Origin of the sequence: Halomonas stenophila (assembly GCF_014192275.1) — a bacterium.
GTDB lineage: Bacteria > Pseudomonadota > Gammaproteobacteria > Pseudomonadales > Halomonadaceae > Halomonas > Halomonas stenophila.
In genome coordinates this window covers 1-15,197 of sequence record NZ_JACHXR010000008.1, presented here as the reverse complement: position 1 = coordinate 15,197, position 15,197 = coordinate 1, and the positions used below count along the sequence as shown (strand labels likewise).

Below are 15,197 nucleotides of genomic sequence, written 5' to 3'. Positions count from 1 at the left end.
GGTCACTCCCCGTGATGCTGCTCTTCCAGGTACTTGTTGCGGTGGTCGGGCGAGCAGAACCACTGGCCCTTCTCCCGCAGGGCCTCGTCCTCCGGGAGGTGCACCTGGCACCAGGCGCAGCGCACCATCTGGTTGCCCTGGGGGCTGCCTTGGGCGGCCTCCTCGCGGTCGAGCTTCCACTCGCGGTACATGCGATACAGCTTGAGGCCGGCGAAGAACAGCACGGCGAAGATGATCAGGCGGATCAGCAACAGGTTCATCCTCAGGTGACTCCCTGTGTGGGGTCGGCCGCCTTTGCCACTCGACCGCCCTTGCGGGACAATGCACGTATCAACGGATTCTCGAGAGATTTCTACGCCCATGCAAGACCTGACGCTGGTGATGGCTCAGCTGGACCCGCTGGTCGGGGATATCCCCGGCAACACCGACCGAGCCATCGAGACGGTACGCGAGGCGCGCATCGAGCATGGTGCCGACGTGGTGGTGCTGCCGGAGCTCTTCCTCACCGGCTATCCGCCGGAGGACCTGCTGCTGCGCCCCTCCATGGAGACCCGCCTGCGCCATGCCCGGGCTCGCATGGCCGAGAAGATGGTGCGCGACGTCATGGTGATCGTCGGCTATCCGGGGCGGCGCGAGGGGCGCAACTGGAACCTCGCCGGGGTGCTCTACAACGGTGAGTGGCTCGACGAGTATGCCAAGCAGGCCCTGCCCAACTACGAGGTCTTCGACGAGCAGCGCTACTTCGCGGTCGGCAGCGAGCCGCTGGTGGTCGAGCACAAGGGAGCCAGGCTGGGCATCCTGATCTGCGAGGACATCTGGGCGGAGGCCCCGGTGCGCCAGGCGCGGGAGGCCGGGGCCGAGATCCTCGTCACCCTCAATGCCTCGCCCTTCCATCAGGACAAGCCGGCCGAGCGCCTGGCGCTGCTCACGCAGCGGGCCTCCGAGGTGGCGCTGCCGATCGTCTACGTCAACCAGATCGGTGGCCAGGACGAGCTGGTGTTCGACGGCGGGTCGGCCTGTGTCGACGCCGAGGGCGAGCTGCGGGTGCAGGCGCCGCACTGGGCGGTGGGCCTGATGCCGATCCAGTTCGTCCGCGAGCGGGGCCACTGGACCCCCCAGGCCGGGGAGACCGACCCCGAGGTGGCGCCGGAGGAGAACCTCTATTGCGCGCTGGTGACCGGGCTTCGCGACTACGTCAACAAGAGCGGCTTCGAGGGCGTGGTGCTGGGGCTGTCCGGGGGCATCGATTCGGCCCTGTCGCTGGCCATCGCCGTGGATGCCCTGGGACCGCAACGCGTCCATGCGGTGATGATGCCGTATCACTACACCGCCGACATCTCCCGGCAGGATGCCGCCGAGCAGGCCAGGCTCCTCGGCGTCGGCTACGAGGTACTGCCCATCGAGTCGATGGTCGAGGCCTTCATGGAGACCCTGGCCGACAGCTTCGCCGGCACCCAGCGCGATACCACCGAGGAGAACCTGCAGTCGCGGTGTCGCGGGGTGCTGCTGATGGCGATCTCCAACAAGAAGGGCCTGATGGTGCTGAGCACCGGCAACAAGAGCGAGATGGCGGTGGGCTACGCCACGCTCTATGGCGACATGGTGGGCGGCTACAACGCCATCAAGGACGTCTACAAGACCTGGGTCTATCGCCTGGCCCGGTGGCGCAACACCCAGTCGCCGGCGATCCCCGAGCGGGTCATCGAGCGGCCGCCGTCCGCCGAGCTGGCGCCGGACCAGCAGGACAGCGACTCGCTGCCCGACTACGACACCCTGGACGCCATCCTGGTGCGCTACATCGAGGGCGACATGAGCGCCGAGGCGATCATCGCCGCGGGCTTCGACCGGGACGACGTCTATCAGGTGGTGCGGCTGGTCGACCGCTGCGAGTACAAGCGCCGCCAGGCCCCGGTGGGCGTGCGGGTCACCCGGCGCGGCTTCGGGCGTGACCGCCGCTACCCCATCGTCAACGGCTGGCAGCCGGGGGAATGAAGCGGAAAGCTTGAAGCCGAAAGCTCGAAGAAAAACCGGCGCTGCTTCTGGCAGCGCCGGTTGTTACATCTGGGTGGGGGCCGTCAGCCGGGTCGGGTCAGGCCGAGAGGGCCGGCGCGTCCACGTAGCGGGGGTCGAAGGTGCGGCCGTTCAGCCGCTCGTGGTCCGGCGCATTCTCGATCAGTACCTTCAGGGACTCCCGGGCGCGGTCGGTCATGTTCAGGCCCAGGTAGCCCTCGACCATCACCGCCAGGGCGTCCCGGGTGCCGTCGGCCTGCGGGTAGTTCTCGATGACCCAGCGGCCGCGCTCGACGGCGGCCAGGTAGGCGCCCTTGCGCAGGTAGAAGTCGGCCACCTGCAGCTCATGGCGGGCCAGCAGGTTGCGCAGGTAGACGATGCGCTGGCGGGCATCCGCGGCATACTGGCTGTCGGGGAAGCGCTGGACCAGCTCGCGGAAGTCGGAGTAGGCGTCGCGGCTCGCGCCCAGGTCGCGCTTGGAGATGTCGATCAGGCGCAGGGCCTCGAGACTGAAGCGACCGGCCTGCCAGGCCGCCAGGCCGCGCATGTAGTAGGCATAGTCGACCTGGGGGTGGTCCGGATGCAGGCGGATGAAGCGGCTGGCCGCGGCCCGGGCGCTCTCCCAGTCATCGGTCTCGTAGTAGGCGTAGATCAGTTCCAGCTGGGCCTGCTCCGCGGTATCGCCGAAGGGGAAGCGGGTGTCGATGGCCTCGAGCCGGTTGATGGCGGTGGTATAGCGGCCGCTTTCCAGCGCGGCGCGGCCTTCCTCGTAGAGCTGGCGCTCCTGCAGGTCGGGGGCCTCCTCGTCACCGGTGCTGGCGCAGCCGGCCAGCAGGGTGGTCGCCAGCAGCATGGCGGCCAGGCGAGTCCCGGTCGTGATAACGCGCATCGTGATCCTCGTGTCAAACAACCCTGGGCGGCCGTGCTAGAATCGGCCAGGAATCGCCCACTATAAAGCACCTTGCGGTAAAACGCAGTCATCGCGCCGGCCGTGATGACAGGTCGCCTACGGGCGTCGCCACCCTCCAGACGGACCCATCGACGAGCCCATGTCCCAGACCCTCGAAGCCCAGCACCGCGTTCCCGAGCGCATGGCAGGCCTGCGCCTCGACCAGGCCGCCGCCGAACTCTTCGCCGACTTCTCCCGGGAGCGCCTCAAGGGATGGATCAAGGACGGTGCCCTGACCGTCGACGGCAGTCCCGCCAAGCCCAAGGACAAGGTCTACGGGGGCGAGGCGCTGGCACTCGCCGCCGAGATCGAGGACGACGCCCGCTTCGAGCCCGAGGCGATTCCCCTGGAGGTGGTCTTCGAGGACGACCAGGTGCTGGTGGTCAACAAGCCGCCTGGCCTGGTGGTGCACCCGGCCGCCGGCAACCCCGACGGCACGCTGCTCAACGGCCTGCTGCACCACTGCCCCGAGCTGGCGGCGATCCCCCGGGCCGGCATCGTCCACCGCCTGGACAAGGACACCAGCGGCCTGATGGTGGTGGCCAAGACGCTGCCCGCCCAGACCACGCTGGTGGAGCAGCTGCAGGCGCGCAGCGTGTCCCGGGAGTATGACGCCGTGGTGGTCGGGGTAATGACCGCCGGCGGCACCGTGGATGCGCCCATCGGCCGCCACCCCCGGGACCGCAAGCGCCAGGCGGTGAACGCTTCCGGCAAGCCGGCGGTGACCCACTACCGGGTGGTCGAGCGCTTCCGCGCCCATACCCATGTGCGCTGCCGCCTGGAGACCGGGCGCACCCACCAGATCCGCGTGCACCTGGCGCACCTGCGCTATCCGCTGATCGGCGACCCGGTCTACGGCGGTCGCCTGAAGCTGCCCGCCGGGGCGGGGGAGCCCCTCAAGGAGGTACTGCGCGAGTTTCCCCGCCAGGCGCTGCACGCCCGCAAGCTGGCCTTCGTGCATCCCGGCAGCGGCGAGACCCTGACGTTTCGTGTGGCCCTGCCCGACGACCTGCTGATGCTGCTCGACTTCCTGCGCGACGACTGCGAGACGATGCGATGAGCGATGCCCTCGACCTGCGCCCGACGCTGATCCGTCCGGACTGGCCGGCGCCGCCCTCGGTGGCGGCCTTCGTCACCACCCGGGAGACCGGCCCCAGCCAGGGCGACTTCGCCGCCTTCAATCCGGCCCTGCACGTGGGGGACAACCCGGCCCATGTGGCGCTGTGCCGTCGCCAGCTGCACAAGGAGGTCGGCGACGACCGCCCGCTGCTGTGGCTCGACCAGGTGCATGGCGCCCGGGTCCAGCAGGTCTATTCCGGGGAGGCGCCCGAGGCCGACGCCTCGGTGGCCCTGGACCACGGCCACGCCTGCGTGGTGCTGACCGCCGACTGCCTGCCGGTGTTCTTCTGCGACCGCGCCGGCCAGCGCGTCGGGCTGGCCCATGCCGGCTGGCGCGGCCTGGCCGGCGGGGTGCTCGAGGCCACGGTGGCGGCCATGGGCGTCCCGGCCGAGGCCCAGATGGCCTGGCTGGGGCCGGCCATCTCCAATGCCCAGTTCGAGGTGGGCCCGGAGGTGCGCCAGGCCTTCGTGGCGGTGCACCCCGAGGCCCTGGAGGCCTTCGATCCCAGTCCCTACCGGCTCGGTCACTACATGGCCGACCTCTACAAGCTGGCGCGCCTGCGTCTCGAGCGACTCGGCCTGGCCCATATCAGCGGCGGCCACTTCTGCACCGCCTGCGAGCCGCGTTTCTACTCCTACCGCCGCGACGACGGCATCACCGGCCGCATGGCCAGCATGATCTGGCTGCGCTGATGCCCTTCGCCCCTTGACCCACATCAATCCCCTTCGCTTTCCGATGGCCCCTACCTTGAAAGCCGGCCATCCTGGCTCCATTGAAGATGTCAAGACCCATGACACCGGGCCAGGCGGCGCGTCAAACCGCGCCGTTACCCCGACGGAGGAAAGCGAATGCGATTCGACAAGTTCACCGCCAAGCTGCAGAACGCCGTGGCCGATGCCCAGTCCCTGGCGGTGGGACACGGGCACAACCAGCTCGAGCCCGGCCACCTGCTGCTGGCGCTGCTGGATGCCACCGACACCGGCGTCAAGGCGCTGGTGCAGAAGGCGGGCGGCGATGCGGCCAGGCTGCGTGACGCCCTGGTAGGCCACCTGGACGAGCTGCCCCAGGTGGCCGACTTCGACGGCGAGGTGCAGCCCTCCCGCGACCTCGTCAAGCTGTTCAACCTCACCGACCGCGAGGCCCAGAAGCGTGGCGACCAGTTCATCGCCAGCGAGCTGGTGCTGCTCGCCGCCCTGGAGATGCGCCATGCGGTGAGCAAGCTGCTCGGCCGGGCCGGCCTGACGCGCCAGGCCCTGGAGACCGCCATCAGCAGCGTGCGTGGCGGCGAGAAGGTCGATGACCCCAACGCCGAGGAGCAGCGCGAGGCGCTGGACAAGTACACCCTGGACCTCACCGAGCGGGCGTCCAGCGGCAAGCTCGACCCCGTGATCGGCCGCGACGACGAGATCCGCCGCACCATCCAGGTGCTGCAGCGGCGCACCAAGAACAACCCGGTGCTGATCGGCGAGCCCGGCGTGGGCAAGACCGCCATCGTCGAGGGCCTGGCCCAGCGCATCGTCGACGGCGAGGTGCCGGAAGGACTCAAGGACAAGCGGGTGCTGTCGCTCGACATGGGCGCGCTGCTGGCCGGGGCCAAGTTCCGCGGCGAGTTCGAGGAGCGCCTCAAGGCGGTGCTCAAGGAGCTGGCCCAGGAAGAGGGTCGGGTCATCCTGTTCATCGACGAGCTGCACACCATGGTCGGCGCCGGCAAGGCCGAGGGCGCCATGGACGCCGGCAACATGCTCAAGCCGGCCCTGGCCCGCGGTGAGCTGCACTGCGTGGGCGCCACCACCCTGGACGAGTACCGCAAGTACATCGAGAAGGACGCGGCCCTCGAGCGCCGCTTCCAGAAGGTGCTGGTCGACGAGCCCAGCGAGGAGGACACCGTGGCCATCCTGCGGGGCCTCAAGGAGCGCTACGAGGTGCACCACGGCGTCGATATCACCGACGGGGCGATCATCGCCGCCGCCAAGCTGTCGACCCGCTACATCACCGACCGCCAGCTGCCCGACAAGGCCATCGACCTGATCGACGAGGCCTGCTCGCGGATCCGCATGGAGCTGGACTCCAAGCCGGAGGAGATGGATCGCCTCGATCGCCGGCTGATCCAGCTGAAGATGGAGCGCGAGCACCTCAAGAAGGAGACCGACGAGCCCTCCCGCAAGCGGCTGGAGAGCCTCGAGGAGCAGATCGGTGAGCTCGAGCGGGAGTACGCCGACCTCGACGAGATCTGGAAGGCCGAGAAGGCCAGCATCCAGGGGGCGGCCCAGTTCAAGGACGAGCTCGACAAGGCGCGCATCGACCTCGAGCAGGCCCGTCGCCAGGGCGACCTGGGACGCATGTCCGAACTGCAGTACGGGGTGATCCCGGAGCTCGAGAAGAAGATCGCCGAGAGCAGCGAGGCCGAGGCCGATACCGCCAGCCACAAGCTGCTGCGCTCCAATGTCACCGAGGAGGAGATCGCCGAGGTGGTGTCGCGCTGGACCGGCATCCCGGTCTCCAAGATGCTCGAGGGCGAGCGTGACAAGCTGCTGCGCATGGAGGAGGCCCTGCACGAGCGGGTGATCGGCCAGGACGAGGCGGTCACCGCCGTGTCGAACGCCGTGCGCCGCTCCCGGGCCGGGCTGGCCGACCCCAACCGGCCCAACGGCTCCTTCCTGTTCCTCGGCCCGACCGGGGTGGGCAAGACCGAGCTGTGCAAGTCGCTGGCCAATTTCCTGTTCGACACCGAAGAGGCCATGGTGCGCATCGACATGTCCGAGTTCATGGAGAAGCACTCGGTGGCGCGGTTGATCGGTGCGCCCCCCGGCTACGTCGGCTACGAGGAGGGTGGCTACCTGACCGAGGCCGTGCGCCGCAAGCCCTACTCGGTGCTGCTGCTCGACGAGGTGGAGAAGGCCCACCACGATGTCTTCAACATCCTGCTGCAGGTGCTGGAGGACGGTCGCCTCACCGACGGCCAGGGGCGTACGGTCGACTTCCGCAACACCGTCATCGTGATGACCTCCAACATGGGCTCGGACGTCATCCAGCGCATGGGCGGCGACGACAGCGACTATCGGCAGATGAAGGACATGGTGATGGAGGTGGTGGGCAGCCACTTCCGCCCCGAGTTGATCAACCGCATCGACGAGGTGGTGGTCTTCCATGCCCTGGGGCAGGATCAGATCCAGGCCATCGCCGATATCCAGCTCGACCGCCTGCGCGCGCGCCTGGCCGAGCACGACCTGGGGCTCGAGGTCTCCAGCGAGGCCATGGCCCAGCTGGCCGTGGTGGGGTTCGATCCGGTGTTCGGCGCCCGTCCGCTCAAGCGGGCGATCCAGAGCCGGCTCGAGAACCCGCTGGCCCAGGACCTGCTGGCCGGCCGCTTCTCGCCCGGCGACGTCATCCGCGTCGCGGTCGAGGAGGACCACCTGGTCTTCCGCAGCTGAAACCGCTCGCCCGCGCCGGAAGGTGTGCGGCGCGGGCGAGCGTGAACCGGGCCGGTGCTGGCCCCTGGCCCGCCGGGTGCATCCCGGCGGGCCTTCTCGTGTCGGCCAGTCAGCCCCGGGCGCGCACCCGGGCCCGCGACAGGTGGACCCGGCGCAGGCTGACGTTGTCGCCGACCAGGTGATGCTGCAGGTCCTCGAGGGAGACGCCCTTGGTCTCGGGCATCAGGAACATCACGAAGACCAGCTGCAGCAGCATCATCACCGCGAAGAAGGCGAACACCGGGCCGCCGCTGAAGGTCCCCAGCACCCAGGGCATCACCAGGGTGATCAGCGCGGCGCAGATCCAGTGGATCGAGCTGCCGAAGGACTGGCCGCGGGCGCGCACGTGGTTGGGGAACACCTCGGCGATGAACACCCAGATCACCGCCCCCTGGCTGATCGCGTGGGCGGCGATGAACAGCCCCAGCAGCAGCGGCACCTCGAGCCCGCCGAGCTCGCTCTGGAAGAAGGCCCGCGAGATCAGCACCAGCGACACCAGGTAGCCGGCCGAGCCGATGTACAGCAGGGTGCGGCGGCCCAGACGATCGATCAGCGCCATGCCGAGCATGGTGAACACCAGGTTGACCAGTCCGATGCCGGCGGTGGAGAGCAGCGCCACCTGGCTGCCGAGCTCGGCGGCCTCGAGCACTCGTGGCGCGTAGTAGATGATGAAGTTGATGCCGGAGAGCTGGTTGAAGAAGGCGATCAGGAAGGCCAGCAGGATCGGCAGGCGGTAGCGGCGCGAGAAGAAGGGCGCGTGGGCATTGCGCTCCTCGTCCTCGGCGGCGCGGATGGTGGCGATCTCGGCGTCGATGTCGGCATCGGGCTTGATCAGGCGCAGCACCCGGCTGGCCTCTGCGACGTCATTGCGCTTGAGGATCAGCCAGCGCGGGCTGCGGGGCACCCGGGTGATCATCAGGGTGTAGAGCAGCGCCGGCACGGCCTCGATGCCGAGCATCCAGCGCCAGGCGGTCTCGTCGAGGATGAGGCTGCCGATGAGGTAGTTCGACACGAACGCCATCAGGATGCCGAAGACGATGTTGAACTGGTACATGGCGACCAGGAGGCCGCGATAGCGGGGCGGCGCGATCTCGGAGATGTAGGTGGGGGCGGCCACCGAGGAGATCCCCACGCCGATGCCGCCGACCAGGCGGAAGAGGGCGAACAGCGTGGGGTCGGTGACCAGCGCCGAGCCGACGGCGGAGACCAGGTAGAGCACGCCGATCATCAGCAGGGTGGCGCGCCGGCCGAGGCGGTCCGTCGGCCAGTTGCCGAAGATCGCGCCGATCACGGTGCCCCACAGGGCCATGGACATGATCAGCAAGCCATGCTGCAGGTCGCTCAGTCCCCACAGCGTCTGGATGGGCTTGTCGGCGCCCGAGATGACCGCGGTATCGAAGCCGAACAGGAAGCCGGCCAGGGCCACGGTGATGGACCATTGCACGATGCGTGACATGGTGCGTCTCCTCTGGTGAGGCGTTGTCTGGTTGTTGGAAGTGAATCGATTCACCTGGTGGCCGAAAGAGAACGCCGCTTGGGCTTGATCGGCGAGTTCGGCCCCATAGGGGATATCACCAGTAAGCTGAATCGTGTCACCTGGCGACATTAAAGCAGTATCGCGTCCAAGCCGCGAGTCGAGGATGGTAGACTTTGGTCGTGGTCAGCGGGATCGGACGGCCATGTCCCCCGGCAAATCGGCGTCTCGAGGTGGGGGGTGGTTGACACTCTTCGGGGGCTATTGGAATCTTGACGGTTCCTGACTGACGGGCGCGGACACTAGCGGGCAACCCCCCACTCCCGCGCGAAGGGTAGGCCGTGGGCCTCTACCCGCCGTAGGACTTCCGGGTCCGGGCCAACCGCCCGGCCTGGCCAACGCCCCGACGCGGTGATCCGCCGTGATGAGAGTGCTGGCCCTACCAGGGCCCTAATACGCCAGGGTTTGGCATCAGGTGCCGGCGTGACCGGCAGCGGCATACCGCCGCACTCGACCCCGTGTCCCGAGAGGGGATGCGGATCGCACTCGAGACCTCCAGGGGAGAAACATCTGTGGAATTGCTTTCCGGCGCGGACATGATCGCCCGCTTCCTTCAGGACGAGGGCGTCGAATACATCTATGGCTATCCAGGCGGGGCGGCGCTGCATATCTATGACGCCCTGTTCCGTCAGGACAAGGTCAAGCACATCCTGGTGCGCCACGAACAGGCCGCCACCCATGCCGCCGACGGCTATGCCCGGGCCTCCGGCAAGCCCGGCACGGTCCTGGTGACCTCCGGTCCCGGCGCCACCAATGCCGTCACCGGCATCGCCACCGCCTACATGGACTCGATTCCCATGGTGGTGCTGTGTGGTCAGGTGATGAGCCACCTGATCGGCGACGACGCCTTCCAGGAAACCGACATCATCGGCGTGACCCGCCCCATCGTGAAGCACAGCTTCTCGATCCGGCACCCGACCGAGATCCCGGAGGTCCTCAAGAAGGCCTACTACCTGGCCTCGACCGGGCGGCCGGGCCCGGTGGTGGTGGACATTCCCAAGGACATGACCGCGCCCACCGAGCGCTACGAGTACGTCTATCCGAAGAAGGTCAAGCTGCGCTCCTACAACCCGGTCGCCCGCGGCCATACCGGCCAGATCAAGAAGGCCGTGGAGCTGATGCTCAAGGCCCGGCGTCCGGTGTTCTATACCGGCGGCGGCGTGGTGACCGGACGGGCCTGCGAGGGGCTGACCGACCTGGTCAAGCGCCTGGGCTACCCGATCACCACCACCCTGATGGGGATCGGCGCCTATCCGCAGAGCGACCAGCAGTGTCTCGGCTGGCTCGGCATGCACGGCTCCTACGAGTCGAACATGGCGATGCACCATGCCGACCTGATCATCGCCATCGGCGCGCGCTTCGACGACCGGGTGACCAACAACACCTCCAAGTTCTGCCCCACGGCCAAGATCGTCCACGTGGACATCGATCCCAGCTCGGTCTCCAAGACCGTACGCGCCGACGTGCCCATCGTCGGCCCGGCCCAGAGCGTGATCAACGAGATGATCAGCCTGCTGCAGGGCAAGGAGATCGCCAATCCCGATGCGCTAGAGGAGTGGTGGCGGACCATCGAGGGCTGGCGCGAGGAGCGCCGCGGCAAGCTCTACGAGCCATCGAAGCCCGGCGAGACGATCAAGCCCCAGGAGGTCATCGAGGCGATCTGCCGGCAGACCCGCGGCGAGGCCTACGTGACCACCGACGTGGGCCAGCACCAGATGTTCGCGGCCCAGTACTACAAGTTCGACAAGCCCAACCGCTTCATCACCTCCGGCGGCCTTGGCACCATGGGCTTCGGCTTCCCGGCGGCCATGGGCATCAAGCAGAACTTCCCGGACGAGCAGGTGGTCTGCGTGACCGGCGAGGGCAGTTTCCAGATGATGATGCAGGAGCTGTCGACCTGTAAGCAGTTCGGCGGCGGCGTGAAGATCGTCAACCTGAACAACGCCTCGCTTGGCATGGTGCGCCAGTGGCAGGACCTCAATTACAAGTCCCGGCATGCACATTCCTACATGGAGTCGCTGCCCGACTTCCAGAAACTCATCGAGTCGTATGGCTTCACCGCCCTGAAGGTGCAGACGATGGAGGAGCTCGAGCCGGCACTGGAACGCACCTTTGCCGACAAGGACGAGCTGGTGTTCCTCGACGTGGCCGTGGACCCGCACGAGCACGTCTATCCGATGCAGGTGCCCCTGGGCTCCATGCGTGACATGCTGCTTTCCAAGACGGAGCGGACCTGATGCGCCATATCATCTCGATTCTGATGGAAAACGAACCGGGCGCTCTGTCACGCGTGGTGGGGCTGTTTTCCCAGCGCAACTTCAACATCGAAACCCTCAACGTGGCGCCCACCGAGGACGAGACCCTGTCGCGGCTGACCGTGACCACCGTGGGCGACGACCGGGTGATCGAGCAGATCACCAAGCACCTCAACAAGCTGATCGACGTGGTCAAACTGGTGGACCTGACCGAGGGCAGCCATATCGAGCGCGAGTTGATGTTGGTGAAGGTCAAGGCCCTGGGGGCGGCCCGCGACGAGGTCAAGCGCACGGTGGACATCTTCCGCGCGCAGGTCGTCGACGTGACGCCGAGCCTCTACACCGTGCAGATCACCGGCGACGCCGAGAAGCTCGATGCCTTCCTCCAGGCCATGGCGCCGGTAGGCATCCTGGAAGTGGCGCGGACCGGGGTGTCGGGGATCGCCCGGGGGGACAAGGTGCTGTCCCTCTGAATCGACTCCCCGGCCAGTCGAGCACGAGCCGCCCTACGGGGCGGCTTTTTCGTGGCCGCTCAGCCGCGTTCCTCGACCTCGTCCCACAGCGCGTTGATCAGCGGGCTCTTGAGGCGACGGTTGAGCACGCACAGCCCCACGTCGTAGTGGGGCAGTTCGGGCTTGACCGGCAGGATGCGCACGCGCTCCACGAGCGGGCTCGCCTCCAGCACGATGCGCGGCACCACGCCGACGCCGAACCCCAGGCCCACCATGCTGACGATGGCCTCGTGCCCGGCGACCTGGGCATAGATGCGCGGCGTCACCCCGAGGGCCTTGAACCAGGTGTCGCTGACCTCCCGGGATAGTCCCGCTTCGGAGAGCACCATGGGCACGTCCCGCCACTGGGCGGCGCTGGGACTCCGCGGGTCGGGCGGCACCCAGGGCGCCCCATCCCGCGGGGCGATGAACACCAGCGGCGAGCGAGTCAGCGACTTGAAGGCCAGGGCCTCGGGCAACTGGCGGGGACGGGAGGTGATCGCCATGTCCTCCTCGCCGCCCAGCACCCGGGACATCGACTGGGCGGGGTCGCCGGTGTGCAGCTTGAGCTCGATGCCGGGGTAGCGGGTGCGGAACTCGCTGAGCAGGTCGTAGAGGAAGCTGTAGCTGGCGGTGACCGAGCAGTAGATGCTGATCTCGCCGGTGAGGGTCAGTGCCTCGCTCATCAGCGACTGTCGCATCTGCTCCCACTGTTCCAGGGTATCCCGGGCATAGGCGTGAAAGCTCTGCCCGTGGCGGGTCAGCACCACATGCCGGTTGTCGCGCTCGAAGAGCCGCACGCCGAGGCTCTCCTCGAGCTGGCGGATCGAGCGGGAGAGGGTCGAGGGGCTGACGTGGCAGGCTTCGCTGGCGCGGCCGAAGTGCAGGGTGTCGGCCAGGGTCAGGAAGTGCTTGAGGGGGCGCATGTCCATGGACTGATTATTTCACATCTCGGGATGTTGTGTTGCAAATATAGCGTTTTACGCAATGCAGGGCCTGGCGTAGAGTCGAGACATCGTCGGGTGAGACACCCGAGGCAAGACGCCCAGCGCCGCGACAGACGGCGCGGGTGGCCATCGACGCTGACACCGAACTTCCCTTTTCTCTACAGGAGCACCCCTCATGCGCGTTTACTACGACAAGGACTGCGATCTCTCCCTCATCCAGGGCAAGCAAGTGGCCATCGTGGGCTATGGTTCCCAGGGCCACGCCCATGCCAACAACCTGAAGGAGTCCGGCGTCGACGTCACCGTCGCGCTGCGCCCGGGCTCCTCCTCCGCGGCCAAGGCCGAGGCCGCCGGCCTCAAGGTCGCTTCCGTGGAAGAGGCCGCCAAGGCAGCCGACGTGCTGATGCTGCTGGCCCCGGACGAGAACCAGAAGGCCATCTACGAGCAGCAGATCGCGCCGAACCTGAAGCAGGGCGCCACCCTGGCCTTCGCCCACGGCTTCAACATCCACTACAACCAGGTCGAGCCGCGCGCCGATCTGGACGTGATCATGATCGCGCCCAAGGCGCCGGGCCACACCGTGCGTTCCGAGTTCGTCCGTGGCGGCGGCATCCCGGACCTGATCGCCATCCACCAGGATGCCTCCGGTGGCGCCAAGGAGCTGGCCCTGTCCTACGCCGCCGCCATCGGCGGTGGTCGCAGCGGCATCATCGAGACCACCTTCAAGGACGAGACCGAAACCGACCTGTTCGGCGAGCAGGCGGTACTGTGCGGCGGCGCCGTCGAACTGGTCAAGGCCGGCTTCGAGACCCTGACCGAGGCCGGTTACGAGCCCGAAATGGCCTACTTCGAGTGCCTGCACGAGCTCAAGCTGATCGTCGACCTGATGTACGAGGGTGGCATCGCCAACATGAACTACTCCATCTCCAACAATGCGGAGTATGGCGAGTACGTGACCGGCGGCGAGGTCATCAACGACCAGTCCCGCGAGGCCATGCGCAACGCGCTCAAGCGCATCCAGACCGGCGAGTACGCCAAGATGTTCATCAACGAGGGCAACAGCAACTACCCATCGATGACCGCGCGTCGCCGACTCAATGCCGAGCACCCCATCGAGCAGGTCGGCGAGAAGCTCCGCGCCATGATGCCCTGGATCGCCGCCAACCAGCTGGTCGACAAGTCCAAGAACTGATCGATTCACGCCAGTAGTATCGACGAGGGCGCGCTTTCCGCGCCCTCGTTGCGTTTGGTCATCGCGATGGCCGGTGAGCCATCGCCGGCCGAGTGTGTAGAATGGGGGGCACCCCCAAGCCGCAACGGATGTGACCGATGAGCCAGGACCCCCGCAACAGCGAGAACGAGACGCACGAGGCAAAAGACGACGACCTGGCCACGACGTTCGTCCGCGAATCGGAGGTGGTCGAGGAGGCCGTGGAAGACGGCAAGAAGGTGCGCCGCAAGGGGATCTATCTGCTGCCCAATCTCCTGACCACTTCAGCGCTGTTCTCGGGCTTTTTCGCCGTGGTGGCCGCCATCAACGGTGACTTCACCGCCGCGGCCGTCGCCATCTTCATCGCCATGGTGCTCGATGGCCTGGACGGTCGCGTGGCGCGCCTGACCAACACCCAGAGCGCCTTCGGCGCCGAGTACGACAGTCTATCCGACATGCTGTCCTTCGGCGTGGCGCCAGGGCTCGTGGCCTTCACCTGGATCCTCCAGGATGTCGGCAAGACCGGCTGGGTGGTGGCCTTTCTCTATGTGGCCTGTGCCGCCCTGCGCCTGGCGCGCTTCAATGTCCAACTCGGTAGCGTCGACAAGAAGTGGTTCATCGGCCTGCCGAGTCCCTCGGCGGCGGCGGTGGTGGCCGCTAGCGTCTGGACCTTCCACAGCTTCGATGCCGAGGCATTCGGCTTCAAGCTGCTGATGCTGTTCGTGGTGGGGGCCGCCGGCATCCTGATGGTCAGCAATATCCGCTATTACAGCTTCAAGGATGTCGACCTCAAGGGACCGGTGCCCTTCGTCATGCTGCTGGCCATCGTGCTCGGCTTCGTGGTCATCTCCATCGAGCCTTCGGTCATGCTGCTGCTGTTGTTCGGTACCTACGTGGTTTCCGGGCCGGTACTGGCAGTGTTGCGCAAGTTGCGCAAGACGCCCTGAGCAAACATTTCCGCTGCGCTTCGCGACGCCCGCCCCTGGCGGGCGTTCGCGTTTCTGGCCGAGGCGCCCGGTTATCCACGACGGGTCGCCTGCCCCGGAGGGTGTGGATAGCCGGGGCCGAGGGTGGGAAGATTTTCTTTACAAAGGGCTTGCGTGGGCCCCGGATAAGCCGTAAAGTACGCATCCGCTGCCGGCGACGGGCAACGTTGCAGGCGGTGATGAGTGGCAGAAGTGCTTGTTTCTTCGAGAGTTTTTGAAAAGGCT

12 protein-coding genes are annotated in these 15,197 nt (G+C 67.2%); 8 read left to right on the top strand and 4 right to left on the bottom strand.

Features of this window, described 5'->3' with window-relative positions; all coding sequences use genetic code 11:
- Positions 1-2: 2 nt before the first annotated feature.
- Complete coding sequence (locus tag FHR97_RS13505; protein WP_183384344.1) at positions 3-260, bottom strand: PP0621 family protein; 258 nt, start codon at positions 258-260, stop codon at positions 3-5.
- Between the two features lie 100 nt (positions 261-360).
- On the opposite strand from FHR97_RS13505, the gene FHR97_RS13500 reads away from it, so the two are divergent.
- A complete protein-coding gene (locus FHR97_RS13500; RefSeq protein ID WP_183384343.1) occupies positions 361-1,992 on the top strand; it encodes an NAD+ synthase in 1,632 nt (543 codons plus the stop codon).
- 97 nt (positions 1,993-2,089) lie between these two features.
- Here the strand turns inward: FHR97_RS13500 and FHR97_RS13495 are convergent, their stop codons facing one another.
- Positions 2,090-2,899, bottom strand: a complete 810-nt coding sequence (locus FHR97_RS13495) for an outer membrane protein assembly factor BamD (RefSeq protein WP_183384342.1) — start codon at positions 2,897-2,899, stop codon at positions 2,090-2,092.
- Positions 2,900-3,059: 160 nt separating this feature from the next.
- Between FHR97_RS13495 and rluD the strand changes: the two genes are divergently transcribed.
- From rluD to clpB, 3 genes are all read left to right on the top strand, one after another.
- Complete coding sequence (gene rluD, locus FHR97_RS13490) at positions 3,060-4,019, top strand: 23S rRNA pseudouridine(1911/1915/1917) synthase RluD (protein ID WP_183384341.1); 960 nt, start codon at positions 3,060-3,062, stop codon at positions 4,017-4,019.
- On the top strand, positions 4,016-4,771 hold the full coding sequence (pgeF, locus tag FHR97_RS13485) for a peptidoglycan editing factor PgeF (RefSeq protein ID WP_183384340.1): 756 nt from the start codon (positions 4,016-4,018) through the stop codon (positions 4,769-4,771). The genes rluD and pgeF overlap by 4 nt, the downstream gene beginning before the upstream one ends.
- A gap of 156 nt (positions 4,772-4,927) precedes the next feature.
- A complete protein-coding gene (gene clpB, locus FHR97_RS13480) occupies positions 4,928-7,510 on the top strand; it encodes an ATP-dependent chaperone ClpB (protein ID WP_183384339.1) in 2,583 nt (860 codons plus the stop codon).
- Between the two features lie 109 nt (positions 7,511-7,619).
- Here clpB and FHR97_RS13475 read toward each other — a convergent pair whose 3' ends face one another.
- A complete protein-coding gene (locus FHR97_RS13475; RefSeq protein ID WP_281380489.1) occupies positions 7,620-9,155 on the bottom strand; it encodes a sugar porter family MFS transporter in 1,536 nt (511 codons plus the stop codon).
- A gap of 440 nt (positions 9,156-9,595) precedes the next feature.
- On the opposite strand from FHR97_RS13475, the gene FHR97_RS13470 reads away from it, so the two are divergent.
- Positions 9,596-11,320 (top strand): acetolactate synthase 3 large subunit, encoded by a 1,725-nt coding sequence (locus FHR97_RS13470; RefSeq protein WP_183384337.1) that lies wholly within the window; start codon positions 9,596-9,598, stop codon positions 11,318-11,320.
- Positions 11,320-11,811: an acetolactate synthase small subunit gene (gene ilvN, locus FHR97_RS13465; protein ID WP_126485044.1), complete on the top strand. Its 492-nt coding sequence runs from the start codon at positions 11,320-11,322 to the stop codon at positions 11,809-11,811. The genes FHR97_RS13470 and ilvN overlap by 1 nt, the downstream gene beginning before the upstream one ends.
- Positions 11,812-11,870: 59 nt before the next feature.
- On the opposite strand, the gene ilvY is transcribed toward ilvN, so the two are convergent.
- The gene (gene ilvY, locus FHR97_RS13460) at positions 11,871-12,761 is read right to left on the bottom strand and encodes an HTH-type transcriptional activator IlvY (RefSeq protein ID WP_183384336.1); all 891 of its coding nucleotides are present in this window, start codon (positions 12,759-12,761) and stop codon (positions 11,871-11,873) included.
- Between the two features lie 190 nt (positions 12,762-12,951).
- Between ilvY and ilvC the strand changes: the two genes are divergently transcribed.
- Together ilvC and pssA are read left to right on the top strand one after the other, a co-directional pair.
- The gene (ilvC, locus tag FHR97_RS13455) at positions 12,952-13,968 is read left to right on the top strand and encodes a ketol-acid reductoisomerase (protein WP_183384335.1); all 1,017 of its coding nucleotides are present in this window, start codon (positions 12,952-12,954) and stop codon (positions 13,966-13,968) included.
- Between the two features lie 137 nt (positions 13,969-14,105).
- Positions 14,106-14,933, top strand: coding sequence for a CDP-diacylglycerol--serine O-phosphatidyltransferase (gene pssA / locus FHR97_RS13450; RefSeq protein ID WP_183384334.1), 828 nt, complete (start codon positions 14,106-14,108; stop codon positions 14,931-14,933).
- Positions 14,934-15,197 lie beyond the last annotated feature (264 nt).

Coding starts and splice junctions, on each gene's coding strand:
- FHR97_RS13505 (WP_183384344.1), bottom strand. CDS start 260: ATGAACCTGTTGCTGATCCGCCTGATCATCTTCGCCGTGCTGTTCTTC.
- FHR97_RS13500 (WP_183384343.1), top strand. CDS start 361: ATGCAAGACCTGACGCTGGTGATGGCTCAGCTGGACCCGCTGGTCGGG.
- FHR97_RS13495 (WP_183384342.1), bottom strand. CDS start 2,899: ATGCGCGTTATCACGACCGGGACTCGCCTGGCCGCCATGCTGCTGGCG.
- rluD (WP_183384341.1), top strand. CDS start 3,060: ATGTCCCAGACCCTCGAAGCCCAGCACCGCGTTCCCGAGCGCATGGCA.
- pgeF (WP_183384340.1), top strand. CDS start 4,016: ATGAGCGATGCCCTCGACCTGCGCCCGACGCTGATCCGTCCGGACTGG.
- clpB (WP_183384339.1), top strand. CDS start 4,928: ATGCGATTCGACAAGTTCACCGCCAAGCTGCAGAACGCCGTGGCCGAT.
- FHR97_RS13475 (WP_281380489.1), bottom strand. CDS start 9,155: ATGTCGCCAGGTGACACGATTCAGCTTACTGGTGATATCCCCTATGGG.
- ilvN (WP_126485044.1), top strand. CDS start 11,320: ATGCGCCATATCATCTCGATTCTGATGGAAAACGAACCGGGCGCTCTG.
- ilvY (WP_183384336.1), bottom strand. CDS start 12,761: ATGGACATGCGCCCCCTCAAGCACTTCCTGACCCTGGCCGACACCCTG.
- ilvC (WP_183384335.1), top strand. CDS start 12,952: ATGCGCGTTTACTACGACAAGGACTGCGATCTCTCCCTCATCCAGGGC.
- pssA (WP_183384334.1), top strand. CDS start 14,106: ATGAGCCAGGACCCCCGCAACAGCGAGAACGAGACGCACGAGGCAAAA.